The organism is uncultured Flavonifractor sp., assembly GCF_944385615.1.
Classification (GTDB): Bacteria; Bacillota; Clostridia; order Oscillospirales; family Oscillospiraceae; genus Flavonifractor.
Map to the genome: position 1 here is coordinate 39,308 of NZ_CALWXV010000010.1, position 16,872 is coordinate 56,179.

A 16,872-nucleotide genomic window follows, 5' to 3' on the forward strand; every position below is an offset into this window, starting at 1 on the left:
ACCGAAACTTGTCAATATGTCCGATTTCTTGCCCTTCTCTCCCTTTCTTGCTATAATGGGACCCTGGAACCCTTGTGTCCGAAGCGGGTGGGCCTTTCCGGCCGGATTTTTTCCGTCGGAAACACACGCCGCCCCATTTATTTTTGTGCGAGGTGACGGAATGTATCCTCTTCAGCCAAATCAAGCCGCCCTGCTGCGGGCGCATTGCCAGCACTTTTCCCGCCTGGGCTGGGCCCTGTTCGCCCAGATGGCCTCCATGGTAGTGGTCCAGCTGTTGGTCAGTGTGCTGGTACGTATCCTCTTCCCCTCCCTCCTGACCCAGCCAATCTTTCTCTGGGTGCTGTCGGTGGGATCGGCCTACGGCGCAGGCGTTCCCGCCTTCTGCCTGGTCCTGCGGGGAACGCCCGCCCCTACGCCGCCAGCCCGCCGCCCCATGGGTCCATTGTCCTTCTGCAAAGCCCTTATTATTTCATTGGGGCTGATCTACCTGGCCAATCTGCTCACTCTGCTGCTCACTCTGGTAATCGGCTTGGCCCGGGGCGCGGCGGTGACCAACCCGGTGGATAGCCTGGCCTCCTACCCCACCGTTCTGAACATCCTGCTGGGGTGCGTCATCGCCCCCGTGTCAGAGGAACTGCTCTTCCGGCGGTTGCTGTTGGAGCGGCTGCGGCCCTATGGCGACCGGTTTGCCATTCTGACCTCCGCTTTGTGCTTTGGTCTGTTCCACGGCAATCTGAACCAGTTCTTCTACGCCTTTGCGGTGGGGGCGCTCTTTGCCTATGTGGTGCTGCGCACCGGCTGCCTGTGGCAGTCCATCCTGCTCCACGCCCTGACCAACGCCTCTTCCGTTGCCCTGGTCCCCCTGCTGGAGCTGCTGGGAGAGGTGGGCGAGCAGCTTACCTCCCTGCTGGTGCTGGGGTCCATCGTGGTGGGCATCACCTTTTTAATCACCAGCTGGCGGGACCTGCGGCTGGAGCGGGGCAGCGTATCCCTGTCCGAGGGCTGGAAATGGCGGCTCTTCTTTGAAAATCCCGGCATGCTGTGCTTCTGCCTTCTGGCCTTTGTACTGGCGGCCAGCTATTTCCTGTGATCTGTTATCTCAGGCGGAACAGGCCTACCAGATGGACTCCCTGGGCCTGGAGGGCAGCCAGGTAGAGCACCGCCCCAAAGAGGGTACAGGCCCCTATGGCAACCAGATCCCCAGCCCCGGCGTCCAGCAGGATGTGGAAGAGCAGGTTGCAGGTCAGTCCCATCAACAGGGCGGCCAGGCCGGGGGCCACGCCCCAGTCAAACAGCCTCAGCTTCAGGCCGGTAGCCCGCCGCACCTGTGCCCAGTTGAGCAGCGCCCCCAGGGCAGAGGACAGCACCACTCCCACCGCATAGCCCCCCACCCCTACGCCGGGGGTACCCAGCAATACATAGGTGCAGGCCAGCTGCACTCCACCGGACAGAATGGAGCTGCGGGCAGCTCCCCGCTGTCGGCCCAGACCGTTGAGGGCACAGCCCAGCACCGCCTGCCAGCAGGACAGCAGCACCCCTACTGCCAGAGGGAGCAGATGCCGCCCCACGTTCTCCTCCTGAAACAGAAGCTGGCCCAGGGTGGGTCCCAACACCACCAGCAAGGTCAGAGCCGGGAACATCAGCACCGAGGTAGCCAGCATGGACCGGTCAATCCGCCGCCGGACCAGCCCGCCGCTGCCCAGAGCGGTGCCCTGGGCCAGCTTGGGCATGAGCACCAGCCCCAGAGCCCCGATGAATGCGGTGGGCAGGCAGAGCATGGGCATAGTCATGCCGCACAGCACACCGAATTCCTCCATGGCCCGGCTCACCTCCGCTCCGGCGGCCACCAGCCGCTGGGGGATGAGGACCGCGTTGGCCGAGCCCATCAGATTACCCAGCAGGCTGGTAAGTCCCACCGGCAGAGCGATAGACAGGATCTGCCGGTTCATCCGGGCGGAGGCCCCCGGCTCTTGCAGCCGCTCTCCCGCCAGCCGCCTGCGGGCCAACAGAACCAGAGTCACCGAGGAAAACAGCTCGCAGAGAATCATACCCAGCACAATGATGGCCACGGTGCGCTCCGGGTTCTGGGGCAGGAAAAGGACCAGCAAGCCCAGCACCGCCGCCGCCCGAATCACCTGCTCGCACAGCTCCACCGCCGCCGGCGGCCGGATAGCGCCGGTGCCGTAGAAGAAATGCTTATGTAAATTCTCCACCCCGGTGAGGAGGATACAGGGCAGCAGCAGCAGCAGCCCGGTTTGGGTACGGGCGTCCCCCAACAGATACACTGAAATGGGATCGTACAGCAGGGCGGTGACGGTGGCCAGCAGGGCAAAGAGCACCAGAAAACCCACCAGACACCGGCGGAGCACCTGGGCTGCTCCCCCCCGTTCCCCCCGGGCAAAATACCCGGCGGACAGGTTGGACACTGCCGCCGTCAGTCCCACCGCCGTGAGGGATAGCAGGACGGAATACACCGGCATAATGAGCTGGTACAATCCCATGACCTCCGCCCCGATGAGCCGGGAGAGCAAAATGCGGTAGACAAAGCCTAGAAACTGCCCGGCAATGCCGGTGCCGGTGAGCAGCAGAGTACCGTACAGCATGGACGTCCGGTCCAGTTTCAACAGTCTCTCCCCCTTTCAGCGGTTCACTCTACTGTATTCGGGAAGGGCTGTCCCCCATGCGGGGAGAAATGCTTTGACAAACAGGGAATTTTGTCCTATGATAGTACTTGCACATTTTAACGAATTGCAGTATAAAAGTGAGGAATCCCTATGATCGCCACCGTCATCAATGTGGTCCTGATCCTGTTGGGCAGTTTTCTGGGCCTTTTGTTCAAAAACCGCATCAGCGCCCGCTTTGCCTCGGGCATCACCTTTGCCCTGGGACTGTGTGTGCTGGGCATCGGCATCTCCAGCATGATCTCCACGGCGGATACCCTGTGCGTCATCGTATGCATGGTGATCGGTACCCTGCTGGGGGAGCTGATCGACATTGAAAAGCGGATGGACTCGGTGGGCACCCTGCTTCGTCGTAAGCTGATCCGGGGAGAGGGCAACAGCCGGTTTGTGGAGGGCTTTGTCAATGCCTCGGTGCTGTTCTGCGTAGGAGCTATGGCTATCAACGGCTCCATGGAGGCGGGCATGAACGGCAACTATGATATCCTTATCTCCAAAGCGGTGATCGACGGGGTGACCTCCATCACTTTTGCCGCCGCCATGGGGGTGGGGGTGGCCTTCGCCGCCCTGCCCATTCTGCTCTATCAGGGCGGGCTGACCCTGATCTTCAGCGCCGTGGGCCAGGGCATGGACCCGGCGGCGGTCACAGAGATGAGCGCCGTGGGAGGCACCATCATCGTGGGCATCGGGCTCAATATGCTGGGATTGCTCAAGGAAAAGCTGCGGGTGGGCAACATGCTGCCCGCCATTTTCCTGCCCCTGGCCTATCTGCCTCTGCGGGACTGGCTGGCGGGACTGATGGCCTGACCAAAACGGCATGATAAAACCGCCGCTGCGCAATCAGAAGGTTGCGCGGCGGCGGTTTGTTTGGCTTATGTCGTTTCTTCAGGACTCCGACTGGAAGGAGGTGTACTGCGTGTCCTGGCGCAGATGGAAGCGGTTGACCATCATCTTCAGCTTTCTGGCCTGTCCCCCCAGCTCGGTGCTGGCGGCGGCGCTCTCCTCAGCGGTGGCGGAGTTGGTCTGCACCACGCTGGAGATCTGGTCCACACCCTGGTTGATCTGGGCGGCGGACTCAGCCTGTACCTTACTCTCCTCGTAGATTTCGGACATATAGCTGTCGCTCTTCTGGATACTCTGGACCACATTGGTCAGCATCTCGGCTGTTTCGGTGGTGATGCGCACGCCCTTGTCCACCGCCTGGGAGGAGTTCTGGATCAAGGCCGCCGTCTGCTGGCTGGCGGCGGCGCTCTTTTCGGCCAGATTGCGCACCTCGTCAGCCACCACGGCAAAGCCCTTGCCGGCGGTACCGGCCCGGGCGGCCTCAACCGCCGCGTTCAGAGCCAGAATGTTGGTCTGGAAGGCAATGTCCTCAATGGTCTTGATGATCTCGCTGATGCGCAGGGAGGTGGTACGGATCTCATCCATGGCCCCGGTCATTTCCTGCATCTTCTGGTTGCAGCGAACCACCTCTTCGCTGGAGTGGTTGATCTCCTGCATGGCCTCGTCCACACGCCGGGCGGTGTTGGCGATCTGGTGGCTGACCTCGCTGATGGTGGCGGCCAGCTCCTCCACAGCGGACGCCTGCTCGGTAGAGCCCTGGGCCAGGGCCTGGGCGCCACTGGCTACCTGGTCGGCGTTCATGTTGACGTTCTCGGCGGACTGGTCAATGTTGTACAGCGTCTCGCTGAGAGAGGCCAGAATGGTCTCCATGGACTCCTTGATCTGGGAAAAATCTCCGATGTACTCCAGCTCCACCCGCTGGTCCATATTGCCCCGGGCCATCTCGGTCAGCTTCTCCCGGATATCGGAGATATACTGCTGCAAGGTCTCCCGGGTGGTCTGCATGGCATGGACCAGCATACCCAGCTCAGAGGTATCCCCCTTCAGGGAGGAGTTTTGGGTCAGATTGCCCTTGGACAGCTCCAGCATCTCGCTGGAAATGGTCTGGATGGGACGGATGATCTTTTTACGGGTGATAATCAGGCCAAACACCTGAGAGGCCACCACGATGGCGGCGAAAACAATGGCCAGACCCTCCAGCAGCAGGGTGACCGTCTCCAGATTGTTGATCTCTGCCTGGGTGCGGGCCTGGATCTCCTCCAGGAACTGGCTTTGCAGGTCGTGAATCTGGTCCAGCGTATCACAGTATTCCTTGCCGTACACATAGTTGATGGCGCCTTCCGTGTTGCCGCTGCGGACCATCTCCATGGCTTCCAGCTCCAACGGGACCAGCTGATTGGACAGATCGGACATATTCTGAATCATCTGGGCTTCGGCATCGGTAATGCCGATCTCCTCCATGGCCGTGACGCTCTTCTCCCGGTTCTGATCCACATCCACTTCTTGATTGTACTCATCATAATAGATGCTGTCCCCCGAGGCCGCATAGGCGCGGACCTTTTCGGTCAGCCGTTCAGAAGCGTCAATGAACTGCTGGGCATACTGGGTCAGGTTCAGTTGATTCTGACATTCGCTGAGGACCCTGGTATTGAGCAGCATCACCAACAGGAAAAAAGCCACCAACAAGAGCGCCAGCCCAATGGTGACAAAGTTCAGAATGGACATCAGGGTAGATTGCTTCATGCTTCGTTTCACATGCCATCGCCCCATTTCAACATATCAATACTCCCAGATGGATTTTATGCTTTGACATTATTTTACTCTACAAAAGAAACCTGTGTCAATATCAGACTATGGAAAATCCTTCTTTGCCGAAAGAATCATACTTGCCGTCTGTGAGAACGAAAAAGCCGGGGACCAGCCTGTCAGGCCGGTCCCCGGCAATTTGTAGTTTCCGTCTGGATATTCGCTCTAGGATTGCGCCCCCTCCGGAACCCAGATAGCATAAAGCGTCAGCGGCTGGGTGACCGTATCCTCCTCAAAATTCCACGGCTCGCTGCCGTCTGGGGTGACGCTCCAGCCCGCCAGCGTATAGCCCGGCCGGACCACCGCCTCCGGCGGGGTGGCCTTGCCTCCGTGCTGAATGGACTGGATGGCCGCCTCGCTGCCGCCCTGGGTATCGAAGGTAACAGTCAGCCCTGCGGAGGACAGAGTGCCCACCACCACCAGGGCCACCACCGCCAGGGCAATGAACGCCACCACGGCGTTGGCCCAACGGACCATACTCTTGCGCTGTTTGTCGTCCATCCCGCTCTTCTGGGGATAGGCAGACACGCCGAACAGGCCGTAGCGCCGGCGGCTGCCGCCGCTAGACTCCTCCTGGGCAGGGGTTTGCCGGGGTCTGTCTTCCATTACTTCTTGGACAGATACTTGCGCATATCAATGGAGCAGGCCAGCAGGATGATGGCGCCCTTGATGATATACTGCATGTTGTTGTCAATGGAGAGCGCGTTCAGGCCCACGAAAATGATGCGCAGCAGGAACACGCCCAGCACCACACCGCCGATGGTACCGGTGCCGCCGACGAAGGACACGCCGCCGATGACGCAGGCCGCGATGGCGTCGGACTCATAGTTGAGGCCGGTACCGGGCTGGTTGGAGCTGATACGGGCAGCCTCGATAAAGCCGGTATAGCCGTAGGTCACGCCGGCCAGGGCGTGGACCATCATGGTGGTCATGAACACGTTGACGCCGGAGACGTTGGCCGCCTCGGGGTTGGAGCCCACGGCAAACATGTTCTTGCCGAAGGTGGTCTTGTTCCAGATAAACCACATGATAGCCAACACCACCAGGGCATAGATCACGTAGTTGGGCAGGACCAGAGCGCCGCCGGTGAGGTCGCCGATGATGCTGCCGGTGACCACATCCTTATAGGTCTGGGACAGGCCGGAAATGGGCTGGCCGTTGTTGTCGTTGGACATGAAGTACAGCAGACAGGCGCCGTACACCATCAGCTGGGTGGCCAGAGTCACGATGAAGGGGTGCAGCTGGAACTTGGCCACGAAGAAGCCGTTGACGATACCTACCACGCCGCCGATCAGCAGAGCCACCAGCAGGACCACCACGATGGGCACTTCGCCCAGGTTGTCCCAGAACTTGTTGATGTAGTCGGTGGCCTGGAGCAGAGAAGCGGAAACGGCCGCCGTCAGGCCCACCACACGGCCGGCGGACAGGTCGGTACCGGTCAGTACGATACATCCGCCAATACCCAGGGCCATGGGCAGGTTGGCCGCCACCAGGCTGATGAGGTTGATGATACTGTCCTTGGTAGCCACTCTGGGGTTTTTGATCACGGTATAAATGACGAACACCACCAGAATGATATAGATGGCGTTATTCAGCAGTCCGTCGATCCAGAAAGATCGCTTGTCCTTGGCGTCCAGGGTCTTATAGTGATCGCTGATCCGCTTCAGGGAAGTGACTGGATTTGTCATAGCGTTAAGCCTCCCTCTCTTACACGTATTTCGCAGCCAAAGTCATGATCTCCTCCTGGGTGGTGTTCCGCGCGTCCACCTCGCCGGCCAGACGGCCGCCGCTCATGACCAGAATACGGTCACACACACCCAGCAGCTCCGGCATCTCGGAGGAAACCATCAGCACCGTAGTGCCCCGGGCGGCCAGATCAATGATCAGCTGATAAATTTCATATTTAGCACCCACGTCAATGCCGCGGGTGGGCTCGTCCAGCATCAGGACCTGGGGGTTGGTCAGCAGCCACCGGCCCAGAATCACCTTCTGCTGGTTGCCGCCGGACAGAGTCCGGATCTTGGTCTCCTGGGTGGGGGTCTTGATGCGCATGGCGTCAATCGACCAGTCGGTATCTTTCCGCATGGTCCCCTCATTCAGCCAGATGTTAGCAATCAAGTGCTTCTTCAGGCTGGAAATAACCGTATTGTCCCGGATGCTCCGAATCCCGAAGATACCGGTGGCCCGGCGCTCCTCGGTCAGCAGGGCAAAGCCCGCCTTGATGGACTGTCTGGAATTCTTATTCTTGACTTCCTTGCCGTTGAGCTTGATGGTACCGGCATGCCGGGTGGCGATACCGAAAATGTTTTCCAGCACTTCGGTACGCCCGCTGCCGTCCAGACCGGCCAGTCCCAGGATCTCACCTTTGCGGACCTGGAAGGAAACATCCTTGAGGGCAGAGTACTGGGCGGTCAGCCCCTCCACCTCCAGGGAGACCTCTCCCGGCTTGTTGGTCTTGGGCGGGAACTGGTTGCCCAGCTCGCGGCCCACCATGAGCTTGATGATGGTGGGCATATCCAGCTCGGCAGCCGGTTTGGTAGCCACCCATTTGCCGTCCCGCATGACGGTGATGTCGTCGGAGATCCGCAGGATCTCAGCCATCTTGTGGGAGATGTAAATGATGCCGCATCCTCTGTCCCGCAGCATGTTGATGATCTTGAACAGGTGCTCCACCTCCTGCTCGGTCAGAGAGGATGTGGGCTCGTCAAACACGATGACCTTGGCATTGTAGGAGACAGCCTTGGCAATCTCCACCATCTGACGCTTGGACACAGGAAGGGTGCTCATCTTCTGCCGGGGGTCCACATCGATCTCCAGCTCCTGGAACACCCGCTTGGTTTCCTCGTACATCTTGTGCTCGTTGACCATGATGCCGCCGGTCTTGGGGTAGCGGCCCAGCCACAGGTTATCCATGACGCTCCGCTTGAGGGCCTGGTTCAGCTCCTGATGGACCATGGCAACCCCGTTATCCAGAGCCTCCTTACTGCTTTTGAAGCTGACCTCTTTCCCCTCCAGCTGGATACTTCCTTCTTCCTTATAGTAAATGCCGAAGAGACACTTCATCAAGGTAGACTTGCCGGCGCCGTTCTCACCCATCAGGGCATGTACGGTACCGCGGCGGACGGTCAGTGACACATTGTCCAGCGCTTTGACACCGGGGAAGCTCTTGCAGATACCAGTCATTTGGAGTAATACGTCCTGCTCCATCTGCAATCCTCCTTTCTCGCTCTTTTCTCGCGTTGCTTTTGTGATGAAATGGGGGCTGCCGCCAAAGCGGCAGCCCCCGGCTTTCACATTACAGTGCTGTACCGAATGGGATTACTTCCCGGTGAAGGGAGCGTAAGCCACATACAGCTTGTTGTCGATGCCCTCGGCCACGGTGTAGATCTCGTTGGAGGAGGCAATGGCGGCAGCAGCGTCGGCCATAGAGGTGCCGGCGGCAGTGGAGGTGACCATCTCGCAGATGGCGTTGGCCATACCCTCGGCATCCTGCTTGACGGTACCGGTCATCACGCCCTGAGCGATCAGAGCCTGAGCGGAATCGGTGGCGTCCACGCCGAACACGGGGATGGTCTTGGAGCCCTCAGCGCCGGTGTTGTAGCCGGCAGCCTGGAGAGCAGAGATGGCGCCCTCGGCCATGTTGTCGTTGTTGCAGATGACCAGCTCGATCATGTTGCCGTTGGTCTCATTGTACTGGGCCAGGTTGGTGGTCATGTACTCCAGAGCGGCAGCGGAGGACCAGGCGCCGCCCATGTCCACCTGATAGCCGGAGGAGCTGGCGGGGTCGAAGTAAGCCAGCTCGGGCTTACCAGCCTCGGTCAGAACCTTGTTGGCGTCCTCAACGCCGTACTGGGTGCGGTAAATGGCCTCAACGTTGGCCTCGTCGCCCTTGAACATAGCATAGCTGATCACGCCGTCGCCGTTCAGGTCCACGGTGTCATAGTTCTCCAGCAGGTACTCGCCGATCATCTGGCCCTGCAGATGGCCGGCCTCGGGAGCGTCGGTGCCCACGAAGGAAACCATGTCCTTGTAGGTGTCAGCGCCCAGCACGGAGCCCTCGGCGCCGTCTTCCTCGATGGCGCGGTTGAAGAAGATGACCTTGGCGCCCTTGGCGGCAGCCTTGTCCAGAATGGCCTTGGCAGTGTCGGAAGAGCCAGTGGTCACCATGTTGACCACCAGGATGTTGTAGTTGTCGGCCAGAGCGGTATCAATGGCCTCGTTCTGAGTGGTCTGGTTGTTGTTGCCGTCGAAGTCCTGATAGGTCACGCCGGCAGCGTCCAGAGCGGCATCCAGAGCGGTACGCACACTGGCAATGTAAGTATCCGCGTAGTTGTAGTAGAACACAGCCACCTTGGCATCACCGCTGCTGGCGTTGTTCTCTCCGCTGGGGGAAGAGGTGCTGGGGGTCTGGCTCTCCTGATTACCCTGGGTGTCGCCACCGCAGGCACCCAGGGCAAAGACCATGGCCAGCGCAAGCAGCAGAGAGACGAGCTTTTTCTTGTTCATCGCAAGTATCCTCCTTTTTATGAGTAGCTGCCGGACAGATCCGGCGCCCTTATTATACTGCTAGTCAGGTATAAATTTCAATATAAATTTACCAATCTTTTTGCCAAACTTGTCATAATGTCACAAAACGCTTCGTTTATTTTTTATAGGAAAAGCAATTCTCAGCCTAAAACTCCTGAAATTTTAATAAAAATTCCGTTATTCACGTTCTAATCCAAAAAATCAAGCCAAATGTCTGTATTTGCTTTTTTGTCCTCTGGTGACTTTTCGACAAAAAATCGCCGTCTTTTCCCTTGCGTCAAGGAAAAAGACGGCGGCTCTTATGCATACTGCCCATATCGTACGAAGTGGTTCAGCCCCGCTTCTGTTTATTCCTTGGAGTCTGACTCCCGCTCCCAGTCGTCCTCGTCATCCGCTTCCGGGACATCTTCCGAAGGGGATGCCTCTTCCTTCTGCTCTGGTACCGGCATCCGGCTCATCCGCCAGGCCAGAACAGCCAGAAAGACCATTCCACCACCCAGCACCACGCCTCCGGCCACCAGATGGAGGACCGTAGGGGCATCCGGGCCGTCGGCCCTGGCGTCCAGAATCATCCGTACCAGCAGATACCCCAGGTAGAGCAAACCCAGCAGATAGACGGTGGCATGGGCAGAGGGACGAAACTCCCGCTTGGGGCGGCGTTTGAAGGCCATAGAATCACGCTCCTGACAATGGAAAACCGACCGAAGGTCAGTTGAACTTGTAGATCTTGCGGGCCAGCCGGTACAGCTTTACCGACAGTTTGCGGCCCTGATAGCCGGGGATATTGCCCACGAAGGACAGAGAACGGTATTTATACTTGTGGTACAGCCCCACGTCCCGGGTGCGCAGATACTCCCACAGCTCAGTCTTTTTGCCCAGCGCCTCAGGGGAGCCGTCCAAAATCAGGAAAATGGACGAGATGGTCATCATCATGGACAGATAGCTGCTCATGTACCGGGCCAGCTTGGGCTGCTCCTGGTGGAGCTTATGCAAATCATGGCTCTCGATCATCTGCCGGGTGACCCGCAGCTGCTGGTCCACCCGGGTGACCATTACCTTTTCATTGACGCTCTGATCCTCCCGCCCGATGAAATAGCGGTACAGATCAATATCCATGTAGTAGATGCGCTTGACATAGGGCAGGGGCTGATACACAAAGATGTTATCCACATAAAAGGTGTGCTTGGGCAGCTCCAGGCCGCAGTCCCGCAGCATCTGGGTACGGTAGATCACCGAGTGCATCAGCAGGTACTGAGAGGGCCGGAAACGGCCCATCCGGCTCCAGCTGAAGATTTTCTCCTCGGGAAATACGTTGGTATAGCGGATGACCTTTTGGGTGTTGTCCTCCACATGTTCATAGACATAGTTGGCGATAAACAGGTCTACCGGCTTTTCCATCTTGGCAAACTTACGCAGCTTGGCCAGCGCCTTCTGGAGCGCCTCCTCGTCCAACCAGTCGTCGGAGTCCACCACCTTGAAATAAAAGCCGGTGGCGTTGCGCAGGCCCTGGTTCACTCCCTCGCCGTGGCCGCCGTTTTCCTGGTGGATGGCCTTGACAATATCGGGATACTGGGCGGCGTACCGGTCGCAGATGGCGGGGGTGTCGTCCTTGGTGGAGCCGTCGTCCACCAGAATGATCTCAATGTCCTCCCCGCCGGTAAGCAGTGTCTCCACGCAGTGCTCCATGTAGGCTGCGGAGTTATAGCAGGGTACGGCAAACGTGATGAGCTTTGACATAGGTACCTTTCCTCACTTCAGCAGATCGTCACACAGCGCCAAAGCCCGGGCGGCAATGGCATCCATGTTGTAATATTTATATTCCGCCAGCCGGCCCAGCAGGTGGAACCGGGGGTAGCGGGCGGCCTCCGCCTGGTAACGGGCATAAAGGGCGTTGTTGGCCTCATTGATGATGGCATAATAGGGCACCTGGCCCTCCTCACCGGTGTAGGCTTCGGAGTACTCCTTCATAATGGTGGTCACGCCGGGCAGCTCCTGACCAGTGAGATACTTGAATTCGGTGATACGGGTATACTCCTGGTCCATGGTGTAGTTCACCGTGCCATGGCTCTGCCAGAAATCCACCGGGTGGGTCTCAAACTGGAACCGCAGGGTACGGTAGGGCAGCCGGCCGTACTTGCAGCCGAAGAGCTCGTCCACCGCGCCGGTGTAGATCACCGTGCCGTCAAAGGGGACCCCGTCCAGCAGCACTGTTCCCTCCGCCAGGGTCAGGCGGTCCCCGGCGTCGGCGCCCAGCGCCACGGTGATATCAGGATGATCCAGCATCCGCTGGAACATGGGGGTATAACCCTCTATGGGCATTCCCTGGTACAGGTCCTGGAAATAGCGGCAGTCCTCAGACAGGAACACCGGCACCCGGGCGGTGGTATTGGGGTCGATCTCCTCCGGGCGCTGTCCCCACTGCTTCATGGTGTAGTGGACAAACACGTGCTCATAGACATAGTCGGCCAGAGCGGCGATCTCCGGGTCGGGATGCTGGCGCAGCTCCAAAATGGTGACCTTCTTTTCCACACCATAGGCGGCAATCAGCCGTTTGGCCAGGCTGGCGGCCTTATGCGGGCCGAAAACCACCTCCAAAGAGATCAGATTGAAGGGCACCGGCAGCTCCATCCGGCCCCCCTCCGCCGGAATGTTGGCCACCACCTGGTGCTGATAGCTGTACCAGGTGGTAAAACGGGAGAGATATTCAAACACACGGCTGTCATTGGTGTGGAAGATGTGGGGGCCGTACCGGTGGATCAGCACACCGGCCTTGTCGAAGCAGTCATAGGCGTTGCCGCCCACATGGTCCCGGCGCTCCAGCACCAGCACCTTTTTCCCTCCCCGCTCGGCCAGCTCCCGGGCGCATATCGCACCCGCCATACCGGCGCCAATGACCAGGCAGTCAAATGGATGGTCCATGGGATCCGTCCTCCTTTTTAAACAAGGCATGGCCCAATTTTAACACAGCACGGAAAAAATTGAAGCAAAATATCCATTAAGATTTCCTTAACAGACCCTTTACCGATCCGAAAAGCGATGATCCGCCCGGGGCGTCGCCCCACCCAGAAAGCACTCGGCATAATGGTCCATCGCCTTTTGAATGACCTGGATAGCGGCCTTCCGGTCATTGACGTCGCCAGCCACCGTCTCCTTGCCCTCCAAGGCCTTGTAGACGGTAAAGAAGTGGGCCATCTCGTCAAAAATGTGGCCGGGCAGCTCCATCAAATCCTGATAGTCATTATAGGTGGGGTCAGAGAAGGGGATAGCGATGATCTTTTCATCGTTCTTACCGCCGTCCAGCATGGAGATATAGCCCACGGGATAGCAGCGCACCAGGGTCAGAGGGTCCATGGACTCGGAACACAGCACCAGCACGTCCAGCGGGTCGCCATCGTCGCCGTAGGTCCGGGGGATAAAGCCGTAGTTGGCGGGGTAGTGGGTGGAGGTGTGAAGCACCCGGTCCAGGATGATAAGGCCGGTCTCCTTGTCCAGCTCGTACTTCTTCTTGCTGCCCTTGGGGATCTCAATGACCGCCACAAAGTCCTCGGGCTGGATGCGGCTGGGGCTGATATCATGCCAAATATTCGACATCGTATTTTCTCCTTTATCCTATCGTCTGTTTGATACCGCGCTCTGTCCGCCGGAAACACCCCTTCCGGTGACAGGGGCATACCTATAAAAAGCAGGCCGCTCCGCGGCAGATTCAGCAGACATTATTGTCATTATAACTTTCCCGCAAAAAGAATACAATACCTTGCCCCCCGCAATTTTCCACGTTTTGTATATCACCGGCCGATTCTCCCTCCGGCGGCGTATCTCCCGGAAAAATCGGGACATGCTACATTGTAAAGTCCGCAACCCCTTGCGGGAGAGTGACTTTACCGATTCTTTACAATCGGCTGAGGGACAACTTTACAATCGCCCGATATACTGTAGCTTGTTCCAAGACACCAAGAATACATTGCATGATTGGAGATTGAATGGACATGAAAAAGAGAACGCTTGCGCTGATGCTTTCCACCGCCCTGTGTGTGGGTATGCTGGCCGGCTGTGGCGGCGGCGATACCGGCAACACCAGCACCCCCGCCGCCGGCAGCAGCCAGACCCCTTCCAGCAACACCACTGAGCTGTCCGGCACCGTGGTGACCAACGGCTCCACCTCCATGGAGAGCCTGATGGGCGTTTTGACCGAGGCCTTCCGTGAGGTACAGCCTGGCGTCCAGATCCAGTACACCGGCTCCGGTTCCAGCGCCGGTATCACCTCCGCCCAGGACGGCACCGCCGACATCGGTCTGGCCAGCCGCGACCTGAAGGATGAGGAGACCGGTGTGAAGGAGATCACCGTGGCCAAGGACGGCATCGCCATCATTGTTAACCCCCAGAACCCTGTGGCCGACCTGAGCGTGGAGCAGATCGCCCAGCTGGCCACCGGTGAGGTCACCAACTGGTCCGAGGTGGGCGGCAACGACGGCCAGGTGGTGTTCATCGGCCGCGAGGCCGGTTCCGGCACCCGGGACGGCTTTGAGTCCATCACCGGCACCGAGGACGCCTGCAAGTACCAGAACGAGCTGACCTCTACCGGTGAGGTCATCGCCAACGTGGCCTCCAACCCCAACGCCATCGGCTACGCCTCTCTGTCCGCTGTGGACGACACCGTCAAGGCCATCACCGTGGGCGGTGTGGCTCCCACCGAGGAGACCGTTCTGGACGGCACCTATGCCATTCAGCGTAACTTCAATTTCATCGTCAGCGACAGCACCGAGCTCTCCGACCCGGCTCAGGCCTTCATTGACTGGGCCACCTCCGCCGAAGCCGCCGATCTGATCGCCGGCGCTGGCGCGGTGCCTGTGGCCAAGTAACCACGCCCGATTTCCGGATTGCCCCCTCGGCTGCGAGGGGGCAATCTCCATACTATCAACTCTTTACGAAAGGCCGGTTAGTTACCATGAAACAAAAGCTCCGACCGCTGGAAGTCTTTATGAACCTGCTGTTCTTCCTGTGCGGTCTCATTGCGGTCGTCTTTGTGCTGTTCATCAGCATCTATCTGATTATCTCCGGTCTGCCCGCCATCAAGGAGATCGGGCTGGTGGACTTCCTCTTTGGCACCAAGTGGGCCTCCACAGCGGCGGAGCCCTCCTTCGGTATCCTTCCCTTTATCCTGACCTCCATCTACGGCACCGCCGGCGCCATCGTGCTGGGCGTTCCGGTGGGCTTTATGACGGCGGTTTTCCTGGCCAAGATCGCGCCTCCCAAGCTGGCCGCCGCCGTGCGCACCGCCGTGGACCTGCTGGCGGGCATCCCCTCGGTGGTATACGGTCTGATCGGCATGATGGTGCTGGTGCCCGCCGTCCGGGAGCTCTTCAACCTGCCTGACGGCGCCAGCCTGTTCTGTGCCATCATCGTACTGGCCATCATGATTCTGCCCTCCATCATCAGCGTGTCTGAGACCGCCCTGAAGGCGGTCCCCAAGGAGTACGAGGAGGCCTCCCTGGCCCTGGGCGCCACCCACATCGAGACGGTGTTCCGGGTATCCGTCCCCGCCGCCTCCAGCGGCATTGCCGCCTCTGTGGTGCTGGGCATCGGCCGGGCCATCGGCGAAGCCATGGCGGTCATCATGGTAGCGGGAAACGTGGCCAACATGCCCTCCCTCTTCTCCTCCGTTCGCTTTCTCACCACCGCCGTGGCCAGCGAGATGTCCTATGCCTCCGGCCTCCAGCGCCAGGCCCTGTTCTCCATCGCCCTGGTGCTCTTTCTCTTCATCATGCTCATCAATGTCATTCTCAACACACTTCTCAAACGGAAGAAGGGGTGATATACTGTGATAACCATGCAGCCTCTTTCTGGAAAGCGGAAGGCTTATGACCGTACGCTCCGCTTCCTGCTCTATTTCTGTGCCATCCTGACCTGCGCTCTGCTGGTGTTTGTCATCGGCTATATCTTTATCAAAGGTCTGCCCAACATCACCTGGGACTTTTTATCCTCATCTCCCAGCTATATTAAGGATACAATTGGTATTCTTCCCAATATTCTAAACACTGTGTATATCGTCGTGGTGACCCTGATCTTTATCCTGCCCCTGGGCGTGGGCGCCGCCGTCTACCTGACCGAGTACGCCCAGAACCGCCGGCTGGTGTCCATCATCGAGTTTGCCACCGAGACCCTCACCGGCATCCCCTCCATCATCTTCGGTCTGGTTGGTATGCTCTTCTTCTGCCAGTTCCTGAGCCTGAAGTCCTCCCTGCTGGCCGGCGCTCTTACCCTGGTCATTATGACCCTTCCCACCATCGTGCGCACCACTCAGGAGGCCCTGAAGACTGTGCCCAACTCCTATCGGGAGGCTGCTCTGGGCCTGGGCGCCGGAAAGTGGCGGATGATCCGCACTGTGGTGCTCCCCTCCTCGGTGGACGGCATCGTCACCGGCTGTATCCTGTCCATCGGCCGCATCGTGGGCGAGTCCGCCGCCCTGCTTTTCACCGCTGGTATGGGTATGGCCCTCAACAGCTTCTTCTCCTCCTTTGACAACTTCATCCACTCCTCCGGCGCCACCCTCACCGTGGCTCTGTATGTGTACGCCAAGGAGCGGGCCGAGTTCGACGTGGCCTTTGCCATCGCCGCCATCCTGATGCTGCTCACCTTGGTCATCAACCTGACCGCCAAGCTGGTGGGCAAGAAATTAAAGAGAAAGTAAGGAGTTTCCCCTATGGATGAAAATACGATTCTGTCTGTCAGGGACCTGGACCTGTGGTACGGCCCCACCCAGGCTCTGAAAAGCGTCAGCGTGGACATTCCCGAAAAGCAGGTCACCGCCCTCATCGGCCCCTCCGGCTGCGGCAAGTCCACTTTCCTCAAAACCCTGGACCGGATGAACGACCTGGTGCCCGGCATCAAGATCACCGGCTCCATCCAGTACCGGGGCCAGGAGATCTACGACTCCAAGGTGGACGTGACCTGGCTGCGCAAGCAGATCGGCATGGTGTTCCAGAAGCCCAACCCCTTCCCCATGTCCATCTATGACAAC

Annotated in this window: 16 protein-coding genes; 6 read left to right on the top strand and 10 right to left on the bottom strand. The window is 59.0% G+C overall.

Features of this window, described 5'->3' with window-relative positions; genetic code table 11:
* Positions 1 to 160 precede the first annotated feature (160 nt).
* Positions 161 to 1,090 (top strand): CPBP family intramembrane glutamic endopeptidase, encoded by a 930-nt coding sequence (locus Q0J75_RS04535; protein ID WP_297197292.1) that lies wholly within the window; start codon positions 161 to 163, stop codon positions 1,088 to 1,090.
* A 4-nt stretch (positions 1,091 to 1,094) separates the two neighbouring features.
* Here the strand turns inward: Q0J75_RS04535 and Q0J75_RS04540 are convergent, their stop codons facing one another.
* Positions 1,095 to 2,624 carry a putative polysaccharide biosynthesis protein gene (locus Q0J75_RS04540; protein ID WP_297197295.1) on the bottom strand — a complete coding sequence of 510 codons (1,530 nt, stop codon included), beginning with the start codon at positions 2,622 to 2,624 and terminating at the stop codon, positions 1,095 to 1,097.
* 150 nt (positions 2,625 to 2,774) lie between these two features.
* On the opposite strand from Q0J75_RS04540, the gene Q0J75_RS04545 reads away from it, so the two are divergent.
* On the top strand, positions 2,775 to 3,485 hold the full coding sequence (locus Q0J75_RS04545) for a DUF554 domain-containing protein (protein WP_297197299.1): 711 nt from the start codon (positions 2,775 to 2,777) through the stop codon (positions 3,483 to 3,485).
* A 78-nt stretch (positions 3,486 to 3,563) separates the two neighbouring features.
* Here Q0J75_RS04545 and Q0J75_RS04550 read toward each other — a convergent pair whose 3' ends face one another.
* The 9 genes from Q0J75_RS04550 to Q0J75_RS04590 form a co-directional block, all read right to left on the bottom strand.
* Positions 3,564 to 5,264: a methyl-accepting chemotaxis protein gene (locus tag Q0J75_RS04550; protein ID WP_297197302.1), complete on the bottom strand. Its 1,701-nt coding sequence runs from the start codon at positions 5,262 to 5,264 to the stop codon at positions 3,564 to 3,566.
* Between the two features lie 228 nt (positions 5,265 to 5,492).
* Entirely contained in the window at positions 5,493 to 5,933 is a 441-nt protein-coding gene (locus Q0J75_RS04555; RefSeq protein WP_297197305.1) for an InlB B-repeat-containing protein, read from the bottom strand.
* The gene (locus Q0J75_RS04560) at positions 5,933 to 7,015 is read right to left on the bottom strand and encodes a galactose/methyl galactoside ABC transporter permease MglC (protein ID WP_297197308.1); all 1,083 of its coding nucleotides are present in this window, start codon (positions 7,013 to 7,015) and stop codon (positions 5,933 to 5,935) included. The genes Q0J75_RS04555 and Q0J75_RS04560 overlap by 1 nt, the downstream gene beginning before the upstream one ends.
* Before the next feature lie 19 nt (positions 7,016 to 7,034).
* Positions 7,035 to 8,534 carry a sugar ABC transporter ATP-binding protein gene (locus Q0J75_RS04565; RefSeq protein ID WP_297197311.1) on the bottom strand — a complete coding sequence of 500 codons (1,500 nt, stop codon included), beginning with the start codon at positions 8,532 to 8,534 and terminating at the stop codon, positions 7,035 to 7,037.
* 111 nt (positions 8,535 to 8,645) lie between these two features.
* The gene (locus Q0J75_RS04570; protein ID WP_297197314.1) at positions 8,646 to 9,833 is read right to left on the bottom strand and encodes a substrate-binding domain-containing protein; all 1,188 of its coding nucleotides are present in this window, start codon (positions 9,831 to 9,833) and stop codon (positions 8,646 to 8,648) included.
* A gap of 368 nt (positions 9,834 to 10,201) precedes the next feature.
* Positions 10,202 to 10,525, bottom strand: a complete 324-nt coding sequence (locus tag Q0J75_RS04575) for a hypothetical protein (protein ID WP_297197317.1) — start codon at positions 10,523 to 10,525, stop codon at positions 10,202 to 10,204.
* Positions 10,526 to 10,562: 37 nt separating this feature from the next.
* A complete protein-coding gene (locus Q0J75_RS04580; RefSeq protein WP_297197319.1) occupies positions 10,563 to 11,591 on the bottom strand; it encodes a glycosyltransferase family 2 protein in 1,029 nt (342 codons plus the stop codon).
* A gap of 12 nt (positions 11,592 to 11,603) precedes the next feature.
* Positions 11,604 to 12,773, bottom strand: coding sequence for a UDP-galactopyranose mutase (gene glf / locus Q0J75_RS04585; RefSeq protein ID WP_297197322.1), 1,170 nt, complete (start codon positions 12,771 to 12,773; stop codon positions 11,604 to 11,606).
* Between the two features lie 99 nt (positions 12,774 to 12,872).
* On the bottom strand, positions 12,873 to 13,445 hold the full coding sequence (locus Q0J75_RS04590; RefSeq protein WP_297197325.1) for an inorganic diphosphatase: 573 nt from the start codon (positions 13,443 to 13,445) through the stop codon (positions 12,873 to 12,875).
* 395 nt (positions 13,446 to 13,840) lie between these two features.
* Here Q0J75_RS04590 and Q0J75_RS04595 point away from each other — a divergent pair, with 395 nt between their 5' ends.
* The 4 genes from Q0J75_RS04595 to Q0J75_RS04610 all read left to right on the top strand — a co-directional run.
* Entirely contained in the window at positions 13,841 to 14,713 is an 873-nt protein-coding gene (locus Q0J75_RS04595; protein ID WP_297197329.1) for a phosphate ABC transporter substrate-binding protein, read from the top strand.
* An 86-nt stretch (positions 14,714 to 14,799) separates the two neighbouring features.
* Positions 14,800 to 15,666 carry a phosphate ABC transporter permease subunit PstC gene (pstC, locus tag Q0J75_RS04600; protein ID WP_297197332.1) on the top strand — a complete coding sequence of 289 codons (867 nt, stop codon included), beginning with the start codon at positions 14,800 to 14,802 and terminating at the stop codon, positions 15,664 to 15,666.
* Between the two features lie 15 nt (positions 15,667 to 15,681).
* Positions 15,682 to 16,542, top strand: coding sequence for a phosphate ABC transporter permease PstA (gene pstA / locus Q0J75_RS04605; protein ID WP_297197342.1), 861 nt, complete (start codon positions 15,682 to 15,684; stop codon positions 16,540 to 16,542).
* Positions 16,543 to 16,554: 12 nt separating this feature from the next.
* Positions 16,555 to 16,872: phosphate ABC transporter ATP-binding protein (locus tag Q0J75_RS04610; RefSeq protein ID WP_297197336.1), on the top strand; the 318-nt coding region annotated here is incomplete at its 3' end.

Excerpts from the sequence above, each read along its gene's own strand:
- Q0J75_RS04535 (WP_297197292.1), top strand. The coding sequence starts at position 161 with ATGTATCCTCTTCAGCCAAATCAAGCCGCCCTGCTGCGGGCGCATTGC.
- Q0J75_RS04545 (WP_297197299.1), top strand. The coding sequence starts at position 2,775 with ATGATCGCCACCGTCATCAATGTGGTCCTGATCCTGTTGGGCAGTTTT.
- Q0J75_RS04550 (WP_297197302.1), bottom strand. The coding sequence starts at position 5,264 with ATGAAGCAATCTACCCTGATGTCCATTCTGAACTTTGTCACCATTGGG.
- Q0J75_RS04555 (WP_297197305.1), bottom strand. The coding sequence starts at position 5,933 with ATGGAAGACAGACCCCGGCAAACCCCTGCCCAGGAGGAGTCTAGCGGC.
- Q0J75_RS04560 (WP_297197308.1), bottom strand. The coding sequence starts at position 7,015 with ATGACAAATCCAGTCACTTCCCTGAAGCGGATCAGCGATCACTATAAG.
- Q0J75_RS04565 (WP_297197311.1), bottom strand. The coding sequence starts at position 8,534 with ATGGAGCAGGACGTATTACTCCAAATGACTGGTATCTGCAAGAGCTTC.
- Q0J75_RS04570 (WP_297197314.1), bottom strand. The coding sequence starts at position 9,833 with ATGAACAAGAAAAAGCTCGTCTCTCTGCTGCTTGCGCTGGCCATGGTC.
- Q0J75_RS04575 (WP_297197317.1), bottom strand. The coding sequence starts at position 10,525 with ATGGCCTTCAAACGCCGCCCCAAGCGGGAGTTTCGTCCCTCTGCCCAT.
- Q0J75_RS04580 (WP_297197319.1), bottom strand. The coding sequence starts at position 11,591 with ATGTCAAAGCTCATCACGTTTGCCGTACCCTGCTATAACTCCGCAGCC.
- glf (WP_297197322.1), bottom strand. The coding sequence starts at position 12,773 with ATGGACCATCCATTTGACTGCCTGGTCATTGGCGCCGGTATGGCGGGT.
- Q0J75_RS04590 (WP_297197325.1), bottom strand. The coding sequence starts at position 13,445 with ATGTCGAATATTTGGCATGATATCAGCCCCAGCCGCATCCAGCCCGAG.
- Q0J75_RS04595 (WP_297197329.1), top strand. The coding sequence starts at position 13,841 with ATGAAAAAGAGAACGCTTGCGCTGATGCTTTCCACCGCCCTGTGTGTG.
- pstC (WP_297197332.1), top strand. The coding sequence starts at position 14,800 with ATGAAACAAAAGCTCCGACCGCTGGAAGTCTTTATGAACCTGCTGTTC.
- pstA (WP_297197342.1), top strand. The coding sequence starts at position 15,682 with ATGCAGCCTCTTTCTGGAAAGCGGAAGGCTTATGACCGTACGCTCCGC.